Origin of the sequence: Hyphomicrobium sp. (assembly GCF_035572195.1) — a bacterium.
GTDB lineage: Bacteria > Pseudomonadota > Alphaproteobacteria > Rhizobiales > Hyphomicrobiaceae > Hyphomicrobium_B.
On record NZ_DATNBA010000056.1, the window covers coordinates 24,750 to 42,649 of the forward strand.

General features: G+C 59.7%; 19 protein-coding genes. 5 read left to right on the plus strand and 14 right to left on the minus strand.

All coding sequences use genetic code 11. From position 1 onward, the window contains the following. Positions 1-4 precede the first annotated feature (4 nt). The 7 genes from VN623_RS05570 to VN623_RS05600 form a co-directional block, all read right to left on the minus strand. A complete protein-coding gene (locus tag VN623_RS05570) occupies positions 5-1,423 on the minus strand; it encodes a pitrilysin family protein (RefSeq protein WP_325568970.1) in 1,419 nt (472 codons plus the stop codon). Positions 1,424-1,428: 5 nt separating this feature from the next. Continuing rightward, positions 1,429-2,847, minus strand: a complete 1,419-nt coding sequence (locus VN623_RS05575; protein ID WP_414653170.1) for a M16 family metallopeptidase — start codon at positions 2,845-2,847, stop codon at positions 1,429-1,431. A 265-nt stretch (positions 2,848-3,112) separates the two neighbouring features. Beyond that, positions 3,113-3,583 (minus strand): hypothetical protein, encoded by a 471-nt coding sequence (locus VN623_RS05580; RefSeq protein WP_325568974.1) that lies wholly within the window; start codon positions 3,581-3,583, stop codon positions 3,113-3,115. A gap of 64 nt (positions 3,584-3,647) precedes the next feature. Continuing rightward, positions 3,648-4,148, minus strand: coding sequence for a signal peptidase II (gene lspA / locus VN623_RS05585; RefSeq protein WP_325568976.1), 501 nt, complete (start codon positions 4,146-4,148; stop codon positions 3,648-3,650). A gap of 5 nt (positions 4,149-4,153) precedes the next feature. Beyond that, complete coding sequence (gene ileS / locus VN623_RS05590; RefSeq protein WP_325568978.1) at positions 4,154-7,282, minus strand: isoleucine--tRNA ligase; 3,129 nt, start codon at positions 7,280-7,282, stop codon at positions 4,154-4,156. Positions 7,283-7,514: 232 nt separating this feature from the next. Further along, positions 7,515-8,468, minus strand: a complete 954-nt coding sequence (locus VN623_RS05595) for a bifunctional riboflavin kinase/FAD synthetase (protein ID WP_325568980.1) — start codon at positions 8,466-8,468, stop codon at positions 7,515-7,517. Between the two features lie 24 nt (positions 8,469-8,492). Further along, entirely contained in the window at positions 8,493-8,930 is a 438-nt protein-coding gene (locus VN623_RS05600; protein ID WP_325568982.1) for a MaoC family dehydratase, read from the minus strand. Positions 8,931-9,173: 243 nt separating this feature from the next. Here VN623_RS05600 and VN623_RS05605 point away from each other — a divergent pair, with 243 nt between their 5' ends. Both VN623_RS05605 and VN623_RS05610 read left to right on the plus strand, forming a co-directional pair. Then, a complete protein-coding gene (locus tag VN623_RS05605) occupies positions 9,174-9,929 on the plus strand; it encodes a DUF1013 domain-containing protein (RefSeq protein WP_325568984.1) in 756 nt (251 codons plus the stop codon). A 186-nt stretch (positions 9,930-10,115) separates the two neighbouring features. Next, positions 10,116-11,744 carry an acyl-CoA synthetase gene (locus VN623_RS05610; protein WP_325568986.1) on the plus strand — a complete coding sequence of 543 codons (1,629 nt, stop codon included), beginning with the start codon at positions 10,116-10,118 and terminating at the stop codon, positions 11,742-11,744. Positions 11,745-11,814: 70 nt separating this feature from the next. Here the strand turns inward: VN623_RS05610 and VN623_RS05615 are convergent, their stop codons facing one another. Continuing rightward, the gene (locus VN623_RS05615; protein WP_325568988.1) at positions 11,815-12,087 is read right to left on the minus strand and encodes a hypothetical protein; all 273 of its coding nucleotides are present in this window, start codon (positions 12,085-12,087) and stop codon (positions 11,815-11,817) included. A gap of 207 nt (positions 12,088-12,294) precedes the next feature. After that, the gene (locus tag VN623_RS05620; protein ID WP_325568990.1) at positions 12,295-12,648 is read right to left on the minus strand and encodes a response regulator; all 354 of its coding nucleotides are present in this window, start codon (positions 12,646-12,648) and stop codon (positions 12,295-12,297) included. Between the two features lie 148 nt (positions 12,649-12,796). On the opposite strand from VN623_RS05620, the gene VN623_RS05625 reads away from it, so the two are divergent. Next, positions 12,797-13,897 (plus strand): HWE histidine kinase domain-containing protein, encoded by a 1,101-nt coding sequence (locus tag VN623_RS05625; RefSeq protein WP_325568991.1) that lies wholly within the window; start codon positions 12,797-12,799, stop codon positions 13,895-13,897. A gap of 114 nt (positions 13,898-14,011) precedes the next feature. Then, entirely contained in the window at positions 14,012-14,992 is a 981-nt protein-coding gene (locus VN623_RS05630; protein ID WP_325568993.1) for a catalase family peroxidase, read from the plus strand. 83 nt (positions 14,993-15,075) lie between these two features. On the opposite strand, the gene VN623_RS05635 is transcribed toward VN623_RS05630, so the two are convergent. The 5 genes from VN623_RS05635 to VN623_RS05655 form a co-directional block, all read right to left on the minus strand. Further along, complete coding sequence (locus VN623_RS05635) at positions 15,076-15,612, minus strand: SRPBCC family protein (protein ID WP_325568995.1); 537 nt, start codon at positions 15,610-15,612, stop codon at positions 15,076-15,078. Positions 15,613-15,649: 37 nt separating this feature from the next. Further along, entirely contained in the window at positions 15,650-16,129 is a 480-nt protein-coding gene (locus VN623_RS05640; RefSeq protein ID WP_325568997.1) for an SRPBCC family protein, read from the minus strand. Between the two features lie 58 nt (positions 16,130-16,187). Further along, entirely contained in the window at positions 16,188-16,688 is a 501-nt protein-coding gene (locus VN623_RS05645; RefSeq protein WP_325568999.1) for an SRPBCC domain-containing protein, read from the minus strand. After that, the gene (locus tag VN623_RS05650; protein WP_325569001.1) at positions 16,666-17,022 is read right to left on the minus strand and encodes a metalloregulator ArsR/SmtB family transcription factor; all 357 of its coding nucleotides are present in this window, start codon (positions 17,020-17,022) and stop codon (positions 16,666-16,668) included. The genes VN623_RS05645 and VN623_RS05650 overlap by 23 nt, the downstream gene beginning before the upstream one ends. A gap of 219 nt (positions 17,023-17,241) precedes the next feature. After that, the gene (locus VN623_RS05655; protein WP_414653171.1) at positions 17,242-17,418 is read right to left on the minus strand and encodes a YdcH family protein; all 177 of its coding nucleotides are present in this window, start codon (positions 17,416-17,418) and stop codon (positions 17,242-17,244) included. A 265-nt stretch (positions 17,419-17,683) separates the two neighbouring features. On the opposite strand from VN623_RS05655, the gene VN623_RS05660 reads away from it, so the two are divergent. Then, a complete protein-coding gene (locus VN623_RS05660) occupies positions 17,684-17,890 on the plus strand; it encodes a YdcH family protein (protein WP_325569003.1) in 207 nt (68 codons plus the stop codon). Positions 17,891-17,900: the final 10 nt, after the last annotated feature.

Here is a 17,900-nt window from a genome sequence, read left to right on the forward strand (position 1 = left end):
ACGCTTAGCCGCGCCCTGGTACGGCCATCGCCGGCTGCACCGTCGCCGGCCTCGCCGACTTCAGTCCAAGTGGCTTGCCGACGATCGTCACGATCAGGTTATCGGGCTTCAGCAACCGAGCCGCCACCCGCTTTGCGTCTTCGAGCGTAACGGCATCGATCAGCTTGTTGCGGTTCTCGACGTATTCGGGGCCGAAGCCTTCCTGCATGAGACCCAGGAGCTGCGCGGCGATCTTCAAGTCGGTATCGAAACGCAATGCGTAGGACCCTGTAAGATACGATTTGGCGGCAGCGAGATCGTCGGCTGTTGGCCCCTCGTCGGCCATCTTTTTCAATTCCTTGCGGATGATATCGAGGCTTTCGGCCATCGCTGAGTTTTTCGTCGCGACACTGCCGAGCATGATCGAGGTGTGCTGATAAGGCTGAAGGTACGTGTAGACCGAATAGGCAAGGCCGCGTTTCTCGCGCACCTCCTCCATCAGCTTGGCCGAGAACCCGCCACCGCCGAGGATGTGGTTGACGACGAAAGCCGTCAGAAAGTCCGGGTCCTTGCGCGGCATGGCGCCGAGACCGAACACGGCCACGGACTGCGGCACGCCCATCTCGATCACCTGCTGACCGCCGCCGGTCAACGGCTGCGTTTTGGTGACGGGAATGAGATCGGCTTTTGCAGGCAGGCCGCCGAAGACGTCGTCGACGAGCTTTCCGAGTTCGGCCGGCGTGATATCGCCGACGGCAACGATTTTGAGGTTATCGCGGGCAAACGTTCGCTTGTGATAGGCCGCGAGATCATCGTGCGTGATGCTCGAGACCGTCGTCATCGTCCCATTCGACGAACGGGCGTAGGGGTGGCCGGCGAAGGCCTGCGCATACCATTCGCGCTGCGCGACTTTATCGGGGTCCTTGTCGGCATAGGCGAGATTTGCCAACAGCTGCTGACGGATGCGGACGACCGCGTCGGTATCGAAGCGTGGGCTCTGCACCGAGAGCTTCAACAGCTCGACCGCCTTGTCGCGGTTGACGCTCAGCGTTTCGAAAGACCCGTAGATGGCGTCCTTGCTGTCCTCGTACTGCATGCGCATGGCGAGTTCTTCCATGCGCTCCTGATAGTCTTCGGATTTGAGATCGCCGGCGCCCTCATCCATCATCGCGGTGAGGAAGTTGGCGACGCCTTCCTTGCCGACAGGGTCCTGACTGCTGCCGCCGTCGAAAGCGTATCGCAATGCCATCATCGGAACGCTGTGCTCTTCGACGAGCCAAGCTTCAATTCCGCCGGGCGTCTTGATCTTCTGAATGTTCATAGCGGCGGCCGGATTGCTGGTTGAAATGGTGAGAATGAGACTGAGCGCTGCTACAGTCACGGCAAGTGCCGATCGGCTCGCGACTTTAGACGCCGCGGCGATCCGGCAAAAAAAACTGTGCATCGACGTCACCTCAATACGCTGTCCGATGAGGGAGGAGGCAGGTCTTCTTCGCTTTGCGCCACACCCGTCTGGTCGGGAACGAGATAGCCCGTAACCGACAGGCGCAAATCGAAGTACTGGGCCGCGACCTTTTTCACGTCGTCCGCCGTAACTTTCGAAATCGCATCCGGCCATGATTCAACATCGGCGACGGTGCGGCCAACCGCCAAGCTCCAGCCATAGCGACGAGCCAGCGTCGCCTGGTTGTCGCTTTCGTAGATGTAATCGGCGAGGAAGCTGCTTTTTGCCCGAGCCAGTTCTGCGTCCGTGACGCCGTTTTTGGCTATATCGGCGAGGACCTCATCTATCGCCGCCTCGACCTTGGGGAGAGGCACACCGTCGGCGGCCACCGCGTAGAGCGAGATGTTGCCGCCGTCCAATCCGGATCCGGAATAGTCGCCGCCGGCACTCGATGCGAGTTTCGATGCGACCACCAGCTTTTTATAGAGCCGGCTGGTCGAGCCCGAGCCCGCGATCTTCATCAACAGATCGAGTGCTTCCGCCTGGCCCGGTTTTGCGGTGACGTAGCTCGGCACGATGTAATAGCGCTGCAGCGAAAAATTGCCGGCGCGCGGGTCTTTGAGTTCGATGCGCCGGGGAGCAATCGCCGGCGGATCGGTGGGCCGGTGACGGACCGGGCTGATATCCGGATTGGCGGGGATCTTGCCGTAAGTCGCTTCGGCGAGCTTTTTTACTTCATCTGCCGTGACATCCCCAGAAACGATGAGGATGGCGTTGTTCGGTGCGTAATAGTGCTTGTAGAACGTCAACGCGTCCTGGCGCGAGAGCTTCTGCATTTCGTGGTACCAGCCAATGACCGGCACGCCGTAGGGATCGTTGAGATACAGCGCCGCGTTCATTTGCTCGTTCAGCAAAGCGGCCGGATTATTGTCGATACGCGAACGGCGTTCTTCCAGAATGACGTCGCGCTCGGTCAGCACCTCTTTTTCGTCGAGCCGCAGATTGACCATGCGATCGGCTTCCATCTCCATCATCGTGCCAAGCCGATCCTTGGCGACGCGCTGAAAGTATGCGGTCGCGTCCTGGCCGGTGAAGGCATTGTCCTGGCCGCCGAGGCGTCCGACGATTTTGGAGAATTCGCCGACCGGGATCTTGTCGGTCGACTTGAACATCAGATGTTCGAGGAAGTGGGCGATGCCGGAACTTCCGCGCTTCTCGTCGGCGGCTCCGACCCGGTACCACACCATGTGGGTGACGACGGGGGCGCGGTGGTCGGGAATGACCACGACATCCATGCCGTTGGACAGCTTGAACTCGGAGGCGCGGACGCCCGTATCGGTAGCGTTGGCTTGGGGGTTCACTGCGAGCATGAGGAGCGCCAAAATGGTTAAAAGACTAAGTCGGGTCAACGTCATGAGACGCATGTCGTCGGTCCTTGAACCGTAGGCAGCGTCACTTGGGCTGCCTACCCGTTGGGATGATAGCCCGAGGCCGAAGCGCGGGGACTACTCTTCGCTAAAAAAGCGCTTCGGCAAGCCGGAGCGCCATCGCGGGAAGTCAGCGCTATCAGCGGACGTGGGAAGCAAAAGTCAAATGACAAGGCGTTCATCTCGACCCATGTAAGCTGCGGGCCGATCAACACTTTTATGTGCTCGAAAAGTTTTGATTATCGGGCAATTAGCCGGGCGGTCACTCGGTCTGGCCGTCTTCGCCTTCGTCGCCACTGTTCCACTTCTTGACCGCCGAGAATATCGAAGGATGGCACGACCCTAGCGGTCCAACTGCCAAATCGGCGTTGTTATCGCCTTGAGCGGAGGCCTGATCATAATGGACTTTGCAATATTCGGCTTGCTGCTTCTCGAGTTCGGCCTTTGAGACCTTCAGCTTGTGATCCGGGTCCTGAATTTCGGCCAGTGTCGGCTGTGCGTCCTTGCCGCTTCCTGGAGGCGGTAACGAGTCGAGGCCCGGCGGTACGACCAGAGGCTCACGAACCGCCATTTTCGGATCGCCCGATTTCACGGAGCCGGTTGTGTTCATGCCCATGGCATCGAAAACTTTGCCGTTGAGCTGGATGTCGTCCATGCTGCAGCCCGCAAGCCCCGGCAATGCCACGGCGAGAACCGCCAGCAACGCGCTTTTCGCGATTGTTTTCAACGACATCAAATTCCCCGTGCCTTCAACGTGACACGCCCCCGAAGCCGATAATACGCCGAAATTTACGGCGCTATTGCGACTCGCCCAGCAGGGACTCATACAATAGCCCTGCAACGCCAGCAACGATGGCCACATCTGCGATGTTGAAGACGTACCAATAGTATCCATAGGCGTGCAGTGAGAAAAAGTCGGCGACGCCGCCAATTCTGAGGCGGTCGATGGCGTTACCGATGGCCCCGCCGATGATCAGCGCCAGGCTGACGGCCATCAATCGGTTGGCACTCGACCGGTTGAGCCAGGCCCAGAGCGCCAGACTCGCGACGAACGCGAAGGCCGCCAACAGATATTGGCCGAGAACGCTCTCTTGATTGAACAGCGAATAGCTGATGCCGATGTTCTTCACGAACACAAGATCGAGGAACGGCAAGACCTCGACGCGCCCTTTGCTCGCAATGTCGTAGACCGACAGCATCCACCATTTGCTCACCTGGTCGATGGCGACGGTCGCGACAACAATAGTAAGCGCGAGCGGCGCCCACCGGCTCCAAACGAGGCTGCGAGGCTTTGCCATTGTCATCATGCCGCCACCGCCGCGTCGATTTCGCGAACGGCCGCGGCGTCGCGCGCCGACAAATCAGGGTAGGCCGGATCAGAGCCGACATCCTTCGTGATGCGCCACGAGCGCGCGCACTTCATGCCCTCGGCGCGCTTGACGACGACGCCGACACCCGGCTCGTTCGGCAGCATGAAGGCGCCCGCCGGCGCGGCGTCGCCACGAACCGAAATATCCGACGTGATGCACACCTCGGCCATGTCGACACCGTCGAGACCGGCCATCAGATCGGCATCCGTGATGTAGACTTCCGGTGCGGCTTCAAGCGACGAGCCGATCTTCTTGTTGGCGCGCTCGATCTCGAGCGCTCCGGTTACGACGGCGCGAACCTCGCGCACGCGATCCCATTTGGCCGCAAGATTGTCGTCGCGCCATTCGTGCGGAATTTTCGGAAGCCCGGTCAGATGCACGCTGTCGTCATCCTCCGGACGATAAAGCAGCCAGGCTTCTTCGGCCGTGAATGACAGGATCGGCGCGAGCCATTTCAGCAGCGCATCGCATAGCCGATCGATCACCGTCAGCGCCGCCTTACGCTTCACGCTCGACGGCGGTTCGCAATAAAGCGCGTCTTTGCGAATGTCGAAATAGAACGCCGAGAGCTCGGTGTTCATGAATTGCGTGAGCAGGCCGACCACCTTGCGATAATCGTAAGTCTCGTAGGCTTTGCGGATTTCGTGATCGAGTTCGGCGAGCCGGTGCAGCATCAGCCGCTCGAGTTCGAACGGTCCCATATCGTTGAACGCAACGGTGTCGCCCGGCTTGAAGTGCGCCAGTGCGCCAAGCATCCAGCGGAGCGTGTTACGCAGCTTGCGGTACGTTTCCGAAAAGGTCTTGAGGATTTCGGCACCGATCCTCAGATCGTCGGAATAATCGGAGGCCGCCACCCAAAGCCGCAGGATGTCGGCGCCGGATTTCGCCATCACGTCCTGCGGCGCGACGACGTTGCCGAGCGACTTCGACATCTTCTGCCCCTTTTCGTCGAGGACGAAGCCATGCGTCAGCACGACATCGTAGGGCGCCTCGCCGCGCGTGCCGCAACTTTCGAGCAGCGAGGAATGGAACCAGCCGCGATGCTGATCGGAACCTTCGAGATACATTACTCGATCCTGGCCGCCGTCGCGTTTGCGGCGAAGCCCTTTGAAGCCTGGAAACGCGACCGGGTCTTCGATCGTGAAGGCGTGCGTCGAGCCTGAATCGAACCAGACGTCGAGCACGTCCTTGACCTGCTCCCACTTTGGAAGTTCGGCGTCGGTCACGATGCCTTTCAGGAAGCGTTCTTGCGCACCCGCCTCGAACCAGACGTCGGCACCGCTTTCGGCGAACGCCTTTTCGATGCGCGCGGCGAGTTCCTCCGACTTGCCGAAGTCCGGGCCCGGGATGACTTGATCGGTTTCGAGGTTGCGGAAAACGGTGATCGGCACGCCCCAGGCACGCTGACGCGACACGACCCAATCGGGCCGGTTTTCGATCATGCCGGTGATGCGGTTTTCGCCTGCTGGGGGCACCCATTCGGTGCGTTTGATTTCGTCGAGCGCGATGTGGCGAAGAGTTGGGGAATTGCCCCCTCTTTTGCTGGCGCTCGGCGACTCCCCCGCGGGGAGCCGGCCGCCGAGCGCGCGATCCATGCTGATGAACCATTGCGGCGTGTTGCGGAAGATGACCGGCTTCTTCGAGCGCCACGAGTGCGGATACTGATGCTTCAGGCGTCCGCGCGCGATGATGTTGCCGGCGGCGGCAAGCGCTTTGATGACCGCATCATTGGCGTCGCCCTTGTCGCCGTTCTCCTTCAGCACACGCTTGCCTTCAAAGCCCGGCGCGGCTTTCGTCATGACGCCGTCGGCATCGACGGTGAAAGGGACTTCCGTGTCGATGCCGCGGTCACGCAGCGCTTTTTGGTTCTTGGTCCAGATGTTGTAGTCGTCGGCACCATGACCGGGGGCGGTGTGCACGAAGCCGGTGCCCGTGTCGTCGGTAACGTGATCGCCGTCGAGCAACGGAACATTGAAGTCGTAGCCAAGGTCGGCGAGCGGGTGCGCGCAAACCATTTGCGAAAGCGTATCGTGCCAAACTTCACCGAGGTACTCGGCGGCTTCGACCTTTGCGGCCTTCAAGACGTCGGCGGATAATTTTTCGGCGAGTAGATAACAGTCGCCGACCTTCGCCCAGTTACCTTCCGGCGCTGCCGTGACCTTGTATAGACCGTACTGGATCCTGGACGAAAAGCTGATCGCGCGATTTCCGGGGATCGTCCATGGCGTCGTGGTCCAAATGACGACCGATGCGTTCACGAGTGCATCATACCAAAGGTCAAAATTATTGATCGACGTTGGGACCTTGAAATCTCCCAGCTTCTTGATTGGGAACTTCACCCAGATCATGTCCGACTGGTAGTCCTGGTACTCGACCTCGGCTTCGGCCAGCGCGGTCTTCTCGACGACGCTCCACATGACCGGCTTCGAGCCGCGATAGAGTTGCCCCGTGGCTGCAAACTTCATCAGTTCGCGCGCGATGATGCTTTCGGCATTGTAGTCCATCGTCGAATAGGGATGCGCCCAGTCGCCGATGACGCCGAGGCGCTTGAATTCCTCGCGCTGCACGTCGAGCCAGTGGCCTGCGAACTTCCGGCACTCGTCGCGGAACGCGTTGATAGCGACCGGATCGAGGAAGTTCGGCTTCTCCTTGCCCTTGGCGCGGTACTGCTCCTCGATCTTCCATTCGATCGGCAGGCCGTGGCAGTCCCAGCCCGGCACGTAGTTTGAATCGTGCCCGAGCATCTGCTGCGACTTGACGACGAGATCCTTCAGGATCTTGTTCAGCGCGTGCCCAATGTGGATGTTGCCGTTGGCGTAGGGCGGCCCGTCATGCAGCGTGAATTTCACGCGGCCTTTCGACTGGGTTCGCAGCTTCTCGTAGAGCCCGATTTCGTCCCAGCGCTTCAGCAATTTTGGCTCGAGTTCCGGCAATCCAGCGCGCATCGGAAACTCCGTTTGCGGCAGGAAAAGCGTCTTGCTCCAGTCGCGGCCACTGGCGACGGCCGGATGCGCAGCCTCGGCGACGCTCGACTTGGCCGAAGCCTTAGGGTCTTTCGACATCAGGTGATCTTTCGTCCTCAAATCTTGGGGCGTTCTAGCAATTGCCCTGTCGGTTAGCAAAGTCCGGAGAAGACGCCTCCTCGGTCGAGTGCGTCGAAGGCTGGGATGACGCCCCCTTGTCATCCCGGGCGAGCCGCGCTCGCGGTGAGACCCAGGACCCAGGATTCATCCTGGGACGTTGCCTTTAGGTCCCGGCTCTCCGCTTCGCTTTGGCCGGGATGACGACGGTGAATTAGTTCTTCGCCAAAATCGCTCGCGCTTTGGCGATGTCTTTGTCCATTTGCGCAACCAGTTCCTCGACCGAGCCAAACCTGCGGTCGCCGCGTATGAAGTCGATGAACTCGATCTGGATGTCGCGGCCATAAAGATCGCCTGTGAAATCGAACAGGAATATTTCCAGCACCGGCATGCCGTCGTCGAACGTCGGACGCGTGCCGAGGTAGGCGGCGGCGTCGTGAGCGCTGCCGTCGAAGTGGGCGCGAACAGCGTAGATGCCATGCCCGAGCGTCGTGCCCTTCGGCATTGGGATGTTTGCGGTCGGAAAACCGAGATTCGTTCCACGCTTCGCACCGCCGACGACCTTGCCTCGCACGCGCCAGGGCTCGCCAAGCATATAAGCCGCTCCTTTGACGTCGCCTTGTGCAAGATGCAAGCGTATGGCGGAAGATGAAAATGCTTCGCCGCTCTCGGCGACCGGCGGCATCACGGTTACGCCGAAGCCCAGTTCTTCGCCTGCCCGCACCATCAGTTCCGGATTGCCGCCACGCTTGTTGCCGAAATAGAAATCGTAGCCGATGACGACGTGTCCGACTCCGAGCCCCGCTACGAGCACGCGCTCGATGAAGGCTTGCGCGGGAATGGCCGCCAGCTCGGCGTTGAACGGCTCGACGAACGCCACATCGAGCCCGAGTTCCTCGAACAGCACCAGCTTTCGCGTCAACGGCGTCAATCGAAATTGCTGCTCATGGGGCTGGAAAAATTCGCGGGGGTGCGGCTCGAACACCATGGCCGCGGAGGGTACGCGCCTTGCGCGGCTCTGCGCCTTGGCTTCCGCGATCAAGGCGCGATGACCGCGGTGGACGCCGTCAAAATTGCCAATGGCTACGGCTGAGCCGCGAAATTCAAGTGGTACGTGCGTGTGGCCGTGGATGACATTCATGCCGGCGCGGACCTCGTCGGTCTTCAAGAATCGCTTACGCCGATGTTGCGCTTATCTCGGCCGCGGTGGAACCATCAGCACTGCTTCGCCGGTCAGCACGGGCTTGCCCACGACCGTACACATGCAATCAAACCGAGCACGCTTCTTGTCGGGAATGAGTTCGACGATCCGCACGATCGTTTCGACGCGGTCGTCGATCTTGACCGGGCCTTTGAAGAATAGTGTCTGCGAGACGTAGATGGCGCCGGGCCCCGGCAGCTTCATTCCGAAGATCGCCGAGATATATCCGGCGGACAGAATGCCGTGAGCAATTCGCTCTTTGAATATCGTTTTGGCGGCATATTCGGAGTCGAGATGCACCGGGTTGTAGTCACCCGAGAGGGCTGCATAGGCGACGATGTCGGCCTCGCTGACAATGCGCGACATAGAGGCTTCCTGGCCTACCTCTAAGTCCTCGAAATACTTGGTCCTACCGGCAGTTGCAAGCATAGTCGTCCTCAATGCGTCACCCCCAGCCGGAAGTGCCATCCGGCCTATACCTTTAACACTAAACCCTCATAAGAACTGGCTGCAACCGCAGCGACCCGGTTCCGGCTGCGGCCTAGTTGCAGGATGAGCCAGCGCCTAAGCCTTGCGCACCGACTGGTCGACGCGTTATAAGGCGTTATTCCCTTAATTTATCGTTTGCAGTGGCTTTCGCGGCGCGCCCGCGAAGACCGAAAGAGGACCCCCATGAGCGATCGCCGCCCCCTGATGCCGAAAGCCACAGCCGTCTGGCTTGTGGAAAATACGGCGCTGTCCTTCGACCAGATCGCCGAGTTCTGCGGACTGCATCCACTCGAAGTCAAAGGTATCGCCGATGGCGAGGTCGCGCAGGGCATCAAGGGGATGGACCCGGTGTCCAACGGTCAGCTGACGCGCGAGGAGATCGCCCGCGCCGAGAAGGACGGGTCCCAGAAGCTCCAGCTGGCCGAGAGCAAAGTTCAGCTGCCGCCGCTGCCGCAGACCCGCAAGGGTCCGCGCTACACGCCGGTTTCGCGTCGTCATGACCGGCCGAATGCCGTGCTGTGGCTGCTGCGCAATCATCCGGAGCTGAAGGACAGCCAGCTGATGCGGCTCGTTGGAACGACGAAGCCGACGATCGCGCAGATTCGCGACCGCACGCACTGGAACTCGGCACAGCTGACGCCCCAGGATCCGGTGACACTCGGACTTTGCTCGCAGACCGACCTCGACGCCGAGGTTAAGAAAGCGGCGCGGCGCCTGGAACGTGAGCGCAAGGAAAGCGGCAAGGATCACGACAAGGCTGGGACTTTGCTATCCACTGCCGAGACGACGGCGGCGGCTCCGGCGATGGCCGAGATTCTGGCTCCGAAGGCCGCCCAAGAAGCTCCGGAGGAAACGCCCGAGCAGGAACAGGCGCGCGTGCTTGCGAAGCTGAAGGGTATGACCTCCAAGGACAAAGACGAAGACGGCGAGACGAAATAGAATTCTGGTCCGGCACAGGCTCAACCAGCCCTGGGGGCGAAGCGCCGGCGCGAAACGATGCCGGCGCGCGGGGCGACTAACGGCCAATCGGCGAGTATCAAATCGGCGGTTGCTGGGTTAGTTCGCATTCGCTAGCGTCGGAGGCTCAAACGGCGGAGCGCTCGATAGCTGGAGGCAGGCAAGGCGATGGTGTCGAATCCTTACGACGAAAACCTCGCGAAGAACCCGGCCAATTATCAACCTCTGACGCCTCTGTCGTTCCTTTCGCGCACGGCACTCGCCTCACCCGATCACACGGCGATCATTCATGGGAACGCGCGTTATTCCTATGCCGAATTCTACGCCCGCAGCCGGCGGCTCGGTTCGGCATTGAGCCTCGCCGGCATTGGTCCGGGCGATACCGTATCGGTGATGCTCGCCAATTCGCCGCCAATGCTCGAATCACATTTCGGCGTCGCGATGACCGGCGCCGTGCTGCACACGATCAACACGCGTCTCGATCCGGCCGTCATCGCCTTCCAGCTCGATCACGCGGACACCAAGCTGCTGATCACTGATCGCGAATTCTCGGACAATATGAAGGCCGCGCTGGAGCTTGCAAAAGTGAAGCCGGCCGTCATCGATTACAACGACCCGGAATTTCCGCAGACCGGCAAGCCACTATCATCGACAGACTACGAAGCCTTCATCGCCAACGGCGATCCAGGTTTCGATTGGCGATGGCCGGAAGACGAATGGGAAGCGATCTCGCTAAACTATACGTCGGGCACGACGGGCAATCCCAAGGGCGTCGTCTACCATCATCGCGGCGCCGCGCTGATGTGCTACGCGAACACGATCTCAACCGGCATGACGCGCTTTCCCGTCTACCTCTGGACGCTGCCGATGTTTCACTGCAACGGCTGGTGCTTCCCGTGGTCGGTGACGCTCGCCGCCGGTACGCACGTCTGCCTTCGCTGGGTGCGCGCCAAGGCCATGTACGATGCGATCGTCGACCACAAGGTCACGCATCTTTCGGGCGCCCCGTTCGTGATGGCGGCCCTCTTGAACGCCAGCGAAGACGAGAAGCGGCCGATCTCGCACGTCGTGGCGTTCAACCATGCCGCCGCCCCACCGCCGGCAGCCGTCATCGCCGCCATGACGGACGCGGGATTCAGCCTGACGCATCTCTACGGTCTGACCGAAACGTACGGTCCCGCGACGATCAACGAATGGGACGCGGCATGGGACGATCTTCCCGCCGCCGAGCGCAGCGCCAAAAGAATTCGACAGGGTATTCGCTACGTGGCGCTCGAGGGCCTGACCGTAATGGAGCCCGAGTCGATGACCGAGGTTCCGGCTGACGCCGAGACACTGGGCGAGGTCATGTTCCGTGGCAACATCGTAATGAAGGGCTATCTCAAGAATCCGACGGCGACCGAGGAAGCCTTCGCCGGCGGCTGGTTTCATTCCGGCGACCTCGGCGTCATGCATCCCGATGGCTACATCCAGATCAAGGATCGCTCAAAGGACATCATCATTTCCGGCGGCGAGAACATCTCGTCGATCGAGGTCGAAGAGGTGCTCTATAAGCATCCTTCGGTCGGGTTCTGCGCCGTCGTCGCGAAACCCGACGAGAAGTGGGGCGAGACCCCCTGCGCATTCATCGAGTTGAAGCCCGGCACGAGCGCGACGGCGGAAGACATCATCGCATGGTGCCGCTCGGGGCTGGCGCGTTTCAAGGTTCCGCGGCATGTCGTTTTTGCCGATGTACCGAGAACATCGACGGGAAAAATTCAGAAGTTCAAGCTGCGTGAAATGGCGAAAGAAGTGTGACCGGCGCAGGTTCGCAAGCGGCCACGAGACAAGCCGACGCCGGCCAATCACGATCCGACCGGCGGCGTTCTTACTTCACCCAGACGCGCTTCTGGCACAACAGCCACTGGGCAATAACGCTGCGGTCGTGGAACTGGATCGCCCCGCAATTCTGGCAGACGATCATCAGAACGTGGACCGGCGCGGTGGATGACGGATCTGTCCGCTGGCAAGTCAGCGTGTGCACGTCAACGTCGCATTGGGAGCGAAACCGTCCGCAGACGGGACAGCCTGTGATGTGTTTGCCGAATAAAAACTTGTCGACTTCGGCCTTCGATATTTCTTGGGTAGCGATTTCTGTCATCGCACTCACCGTGGGATAACGTCTTTGTAATTAAGCTAAGCTGCGACTCATTGGATGACAAGACAAACGATGCCTTCCGCAAAAAGAATTGAACCTGCCAACGACAGCGTAAGTCCGCCCGCGATCGCCGAGGCGGCGATTGAATTAATTTGCTGCGATGCGAAGTGCGCGAGGTGAAGGCGCTTGGAGCGCGCCGTTACCAGCCGTCTATGCTTGGCCCAACTGGCGTTTGATGCCCTGCAGGATATTGGCCAGTTGCGTCGAATGATAAGGCTTGGAGATGAATTCGACGTTCGCGGGCATTTCATCCCGGCGTGGCTTTTGCTGACCCGAGCTGATCACAACGATCGTCGGCGGCCAGCGACGCCGGACGTAATGGGACAATGCTAATCCATCCATCTTTCCCGGCATCTCGATGTCGGTAAAAACGACCCTGATGTCGGATCTGCTCTCCAACACGCTAATGGCTTTCGTGGCCGACCCTACCTCGACGCTTTTAAACCCCGCTTCTTCCAAACTATCGACGATGTCCATTCGAACGATCAAATCGTCTTCAACCACCAGTACCGGGATGGATCTACGCAATGTCGGGGCTCCTCGTCCGATAGAAGAACAGCCGAAGGTCGCGATCGTTGCGTAAAATCTGTGCTTGTTCTATGAAACACAAAGTGAACTCCCCACAACGCCCGAGTTAAGTATCACAGCACGCATGGTTTCAGCGTTCGACGATTCCGAAATCCGTTCGCCTGCTCGATTATTTGCTCTAGGACGCGCCGCGCTCCTAGACACAGACCCCGAATGCTATTTCGATCGCATCACGCGACTTGCGGCTCGTCTGCTCTGCAGCAAGACGACGCTGCTGAGTTTGGTCGACGCCGATCGCCAATTCTTCAAAAGCCAGTGCGGTCTCGGCGAACCCTACGCGACCAGCCGCGAAACGCCCTTATCTCATTCGTTCTGCAAGCATGTCGTTTCTTCCAAGCAGCCACTTATCGTAAGCGATGCCCGCAAGATACCGATGCTCGCGGATAACGGTGCGGTCTCCGATTTGAGCGTGATTTCATATCTCGGAATTCCAGTGCGAGGCACGGGTGACGAAGTCATCGGCTCGCTCTGCGCCACCAACCTGGAGCCGAGGGAATGGTCGGAGAGCGACGTCGCGTTGATGATCGATCTCGCCCGCATCGTCGAGGACGAGATCGCATTGCGAGAGCAGGCGCGTAAGGCGACGACGCTGGCCCAAGAAAATGCGGTCCTGGCTCGCGAATATCATCATCGGGTCAAGAATGCCCTGGCCGTATCGGCGGCGCTGGTCAATCTCTCCGGCAGGGACGCGACATCGATCGACGATGTCATCTCCAAAGCAAGCAACCGCTTGTCGGCTCTTGCCAGCGCACACGACGCGCTGATCGCGACGAGTGATGACGTCGACTTGGAAGGCCTCGCTGCGCGACTACTGCAGCCCTACTGCCAACCCGGCTCGACTGCCGACGTCTCGGGTCCGCCGATAAGTTTGCGCCACCAACAGGTCACGCCGGTCTGCCTCTTCCTGCATGAGCTGGCGACCAACTCCGCGAAGTACGGCGCCTTCCGAAACGACGGGCGCGTCTCCATCAGATGGGACTATGCCGGTAATCAGCAAATTCTATTGAATTGGCACGAGCCGCTGGCCGTCGTCACACAGTCGGCACCCGCCGGTTTCGGCAGCAGACTGCTGGAATTAGCTGCACGTCAACTCGGCGGCCAAACTTCGACGGCGTGGGCGACCGATGGATTAACCGTCACACTAGGGTTTTCTTTGGTGGATTGAATGTCTTCAAATGCAATATTTGAATATACCACGGCATAGCCGCTAAAAGACGAGCGCCCCCTGAAGCTTCTGCAGCTTCGCGGCAGTCAGTCAATTCATCTGAAGGAATTGCCCATGGTTCCCACCCGGCTCATCGCTGCTGCAGCCTTCGTCGCTGCTGCCTTCGTCGTGCCTGTCTCGAGCGCCTACGCCGAGGCCGACGCGGAAAGCCTCATCAATGCCTTGAACTCCGTCTTCGGCAAGCACGAGGGCGTGCGCGCCGCCCACACCAACGGCATTTGCGTCAAAGGTTCTTTCACGCCGACGCCAGAAGCGGCGAGCCTGTCCAAAGCTCCGCACTTTTCACGCCCCGGTCCGTTTCCCGTCATCGGCCGCTTCTCCATGGGTGGCGGTGACCCGGCCGCGCCCAACACGCAGAAAGATAACGTGCGCGGCTTGGCGCTGCATTTCAACTTCGACAAGGACAACACAACGGATCTCGTCATGATTTCAGCGCCGATTTTCGTCGCCAAAGATCCAGACCAGTTTCTCGCCCTGCTGACGGCTGTCGCGACGAAAGACAAGGACAAGATCGGCGCATTCTTCAAAGCCAATCCGGAATCGACGGGGCAGGCGAATTTCCTCAATGCGCGCCCGGTTCCTGCGAGCTACACAAGCGTGAACTATTGGGGCGTTCATGCCTTCACGTTCACGAACGCCAAGGGCGAAAAGCACGTCGTGAAATACAAGGCGCTTCCTGTCGGCGGCGAAACCGGGCTTTCGGATGACGAGGCCAAAGCCAAAGCGCCGGATTTTTACAGCCCCGAACTCAAGGACCGGCTGGCCAAAGGTCCGGCGGAATTCACGCTGACGGCGATCCTCGGCGAACCCGGCGATCCGACCGACAATCCGACGACACTTTGGCCCGAAGACCAGCGCAAATCGGTCAAGCTCGGCACGATCTCGATTTCGGCTCTAGAAGACAACGCGACCTGTGACGCCGGCGTGTTCGATCCGACCAACGTCGTCGATGGCATCGAAGGCCCGGAGAACGACAAGATCTTCCCGATGCGCTCGCAGGCTTACGCCGTGTCGTTTTCGCGGCGCGCCAAGTAACCGGGACTTGTCATTCCGCGCGAGCTTTCTCGCGAGACCCGGGACCCAGTTTCACCGCTGGGTCCCGGGTCTCTTGCTGAGCCTCAAACCGTTGCTTTCTGATTTTTGACGTCTGCGAGATAGACATCCAGCTTGTCCAGCTGGCCGGTCCAACCCTGCGTCAAGCTGGGGTGAGCCGCATCGAACGTCGCGCGCTCGTCATCGCTCTCATTGATCGCGATCGATGTGACCGTCAATTTGGTGCGGCCTTCGCCGACGTCTTCGAAAAGAAGCGTCGTCAGCATTTCGAGTGGCCAATCGAGGCTCATCGGATGGCGCGTCAGGCCCCCCTTTTCATTGGAGAAGGAATTGACGTAGACGATACGCTCTGGCGCCGCGATCTCGCGATAGACGAACCGGGCCCACATCGTGTTGCCGTCCGCCGCCCGGAGCTCGAAATGGTACATGCCGCCCGGACGCAGATCCATGCTCTGGGCAACCACCTTGAAGCCTTTCGGGCCCCACCACTGCTTCAACCGCTCGGGCTCGGTGAACGCCTTGAAGACGAGTTCGCGCGGCGCATCGAATACGCGCGAAATGACGAAGGGCTCGATCGCCGGCTTTCGTTCGGTGGCTGACATAGTTTCCTCCTGGTCTCGACGGGGCCGGTCCATGCGGTCATGCGTTGGTGAGGTAATCGTCGAGCCGGCTCAGCGTCTGATGGCCACCTTCGATGGCTCCGAACTTCGCCATCATCTCGCGCTGTTCCTTCGTTGAGCAGACGAGCCGCAGGGTCACGCGGGTTTTTCGTGCTTCGTCCGCGAACGTGATGACCGCCTTAAAACTGTGCATGCGATCGGCGCCGTCGCCGCCGTCATGATCGTAGGCTAGAAGTTCCGCCTCTTTGACTTCGGTATATCGGACCCGGTTTTCATAGTTGGTGCCATCCGGCCCGTGCATCGTAAAGAGCCACTGACCACCGACGCGCACGTCCATCTCGTAGGTCGTCGTCGTGAAGCCGTTCGGCCCCCACCATTGGCTGATGTGATGCGGATCCTTGAACGCCGCGAAGACAAGTTCGCGCGGCGCATCGATCAGGCGCGTGAATGCGAATTCCAGTTCCGGAGAAGTGTCGGCGATCGTGCTTTTGGCAACCATGCGAATGTCCTTTTCAATATCAGCGGTCGGCGAGGGCAGGTGAACGTGTCGGCGCACCTCAGAGTGATTTCGCAACGCTTGAAAGATATGCTTCGAGAAGGTCGAAGCACTGGCTCCAACCGCCGGCATGGCCATCGCGCGACGCTTTCGACGCGAAGCCTTCCTGCAGGAACGTCATTTTGGTCTTCGGGTAGGTTTCATTGCCGTGATCTTGGAACGTCACGGTCACGGTTGTCTCGGGACCGGCATCGCCGTGCTCATCGAGCCAGGCGTGAGTCATGACGATCCGCGTGCCGTCAACGATCTCCAGATACATGCCCTGCACGCGGTGATCCTCACCGTCAGGAGAGCGCATATGGGCGTACCAGCTTCCGCCCTCGCGAAAATCCATTCGCGCCTCGGGTATCGTGAAACCCTTCGGCGCCGACCACATTTGCAAATGCGCCGGCGTGCTCCACATTTCGAAGACGCGGGCGCGGGGCGCGTCGAAAATACGGACGATTTCGAGCTGCGTCGCTGCGCCACCGGCTTGCGCTTTACTTGCCTTTCTTTGGGCCACGCTTTTTTTCCTTCGCCTGCAACTCACGTAGGTACTCTTCGAGCCGATCGAAGCTCTGCTCCCAGAATTTGCGGTATTGCTCGACCCAATCGTCGACGTCTTTGAGCGGCGCCGGCGCCAGGCGGCATGGCCGCCACTGCGCCTCACGGCCACGCGCGACAAGACCGGCCCGTTCCAAAACTTTGAGATGCTTCGAGACGGCCGGCAGGCTCATGTCGAATGGCTCGGCGAGCTCGGTGACAGACGTTTCGCCAAGCGCCAGTCGCGCCAGGATGGCGCGGCGCGTCGGATCCGCGAGGGCGGCGAATGTTTCGCTGAGACGATCGGCTGGCATCTGAATTAAGCCCGTTGGTTAAATAACCTTTTGGTTAAATACAGGCGGCGGGGTGGCGAGTCAAGCCCGACTCGCGAGGCGATTGCCGATGAAAACGAATGAACGTGAAACGGGAATGGCCGGCCCGGGCAACTCGAGCTGCAAACATAAAAGCCCCGCTCTGCGGCAATCACGATGCGCGCGGGCAGGGCTCTCGATCTGAACTTCGTCTATGAAAATCTAGTGGCGCGTCTCTCGCCTCAATCGCTCGATCTCGTCTTTCAGCTTCAGCTTCTCTTGTTTCAACCGCCGGATCTCTATGTCGTCAATTCCGGGTTGGGCCGCTGCTTTACCGATCCGTTCTTCCAGCGCCCGGTGCTTTTCTGCGAGTTCTGCAAGATGAGCCGTAATTGCCATCAGTTGCCTCCTAAAGAGATTGCAGACATTGAAATCGTGCCACACGTTTAAGGCATTGTCCAACACGCCGAACGGCATTTTGGCCGGGTTTCAGCTACATTGCACCGCAGGCCCAAATTGCTCGCATTAGAACTTTTTCAAGGAATAGCATACGATTAGAGAGGTTATCGCCGATGGCGCTTTTGCCTGTTGCCAGATTAAGGGCAATCTTTCAAAACGCTGCAATCGATCGGTCACTGGGCCGGGCAGTGGGGTAGGCATTGCGATGGAACGGCGCGACGAGCGCGAGTTCAGAGACGAATTGGTGAGCTTGCGGGCGCAGCATCGCCAGCTCGATTGCGAGATCGTGGCTCTTGAAGCCGACCCTTCGGCTGACCAACTTCTCGTCAAGCGGCTTAAAAAGAAAAAACTCGCCCTGAAAGATCGCATCACGCAGATCGAGGACAAGCTGCTTCCCGATATCATTGCCTGATCGGCATTGC

Excerpts from the sequence above, each read along its gene's own strand:
- VN623_RS05650 (WP_325569001.1), bottom strand. The coding sequence starts at position 17,022 with ATGCCAGCCGATCGTCTCAGCGAAACATTCGCCGCCCTCGCGGATCCG.
- VN623_RS05625 (WP_325568991.1), top strand. The coding sequence starts at position 12,797 with ATGGTTTCAGCGTTCGACGATTCCGAAATCCGTTCGCCTGCTCGATTA.
- lspA (WP_325568976.1), bottom strand. The coding sequence starts at position 4,148 with ATGGCAAAGCCTCGCAGCCTCGTTTGGAGCCGGTGGGCGCCGCTCGCG.
- VN623_RS05660 (WP_325569003.1), top strand. The coding sequence starts at position 17,684 with ATGGAACGGCGCGACGAGCGCGAGTTCAGAGACGAATTGGTGAGCTTG.
- VN623_RS05655 (WP_414653171.1), bottom strand. The coding sequence starts at position 17,418 with ATGGCAATTACGGCTCATCTTGCAGAACTCGCAGAAAAGCACCGGGCG.
- VN623_RS05570 (WP_325568970.1), bottom strand. The coding sequence starts at position 1,423 with ATGCACAGTTTTTTTTGCCGGATCGCCGCGGCGTCTAAAGTCGCGAGC.
- VN623_RS05640 (WP_325568997.1), bottom strand. The coding sequence starts at position 16,129 with ATGGTTGCCAAAAGCACGATCGCCGACACTTCTCCGGAACTGGAATTC.
- VN623_RS05610 (WP_325568986.1), top strand. The coding sequence starts at position 10,116 with ATGGTGTCGAATCCTTACGACGAAAACCTCGCGAAGAACCCGGCCAAT.
- VN623_RS05630 (WP_325568993.1), top strand. The coding sequence starts at position 14,012 with ATGGTTCCCACCCGGCTCATCGCTGCTGCAGCCTTCGTCGCTGCTGCC.
- VN623_RS05635 (WP_325568995.1), bottom strand. The coding sequence starts at position 15,612 with ATGTCAGCCACCGAACGAAAGCCGGCGATCGAGCCCTTCGTCATTTCG.
- VN623_RS05580 (WP_325568974.1), bottom strand. The coding sequence starts at position 3,583 with ATGTCGTTGAAAACAATCGCGAAAAGCGCGTTGCTGGCGGTTCTCGCC.
- VN623_RS05575 (WP_414653170.1), bottom strand. The coding sequence starts at position 2,847 with ATGCGTCTCATGACGTTGACCCGACTTAGTCTTTTAACCATTTTGGCG.
- VN623_RS05605 (WP_325568984.1), top strand. The coding sequence starts at position 9,174 with ATGAGCGATCGCCGCCCCCTGATGCCGAAAGCCACAGCCGTCTGGCTT.
- VN623_RS05600 (WP_325568982.1), bottom strand. The coding sequence starts at position 8,930 with ATGCTTGCAACTGCCGGTAGGACCAAGTATTTCGAGGACTTAGAGGTA.
- VN623_RS05615 (WP_325568988.1), bottom strand. The coding sequence starts at position 12,087 with ATGACAGAAATCGCTACCCAAGAAATATCGAAGGCCGAAGTCGACAAG.
- ileS (WP_325568978.1), bottom strand. The coding sequence starts at position 7,282 with ATGTCGAAAGACCCTAAGGCTTCGGCCAAGTCGAGCGTCGCCGAGGCT.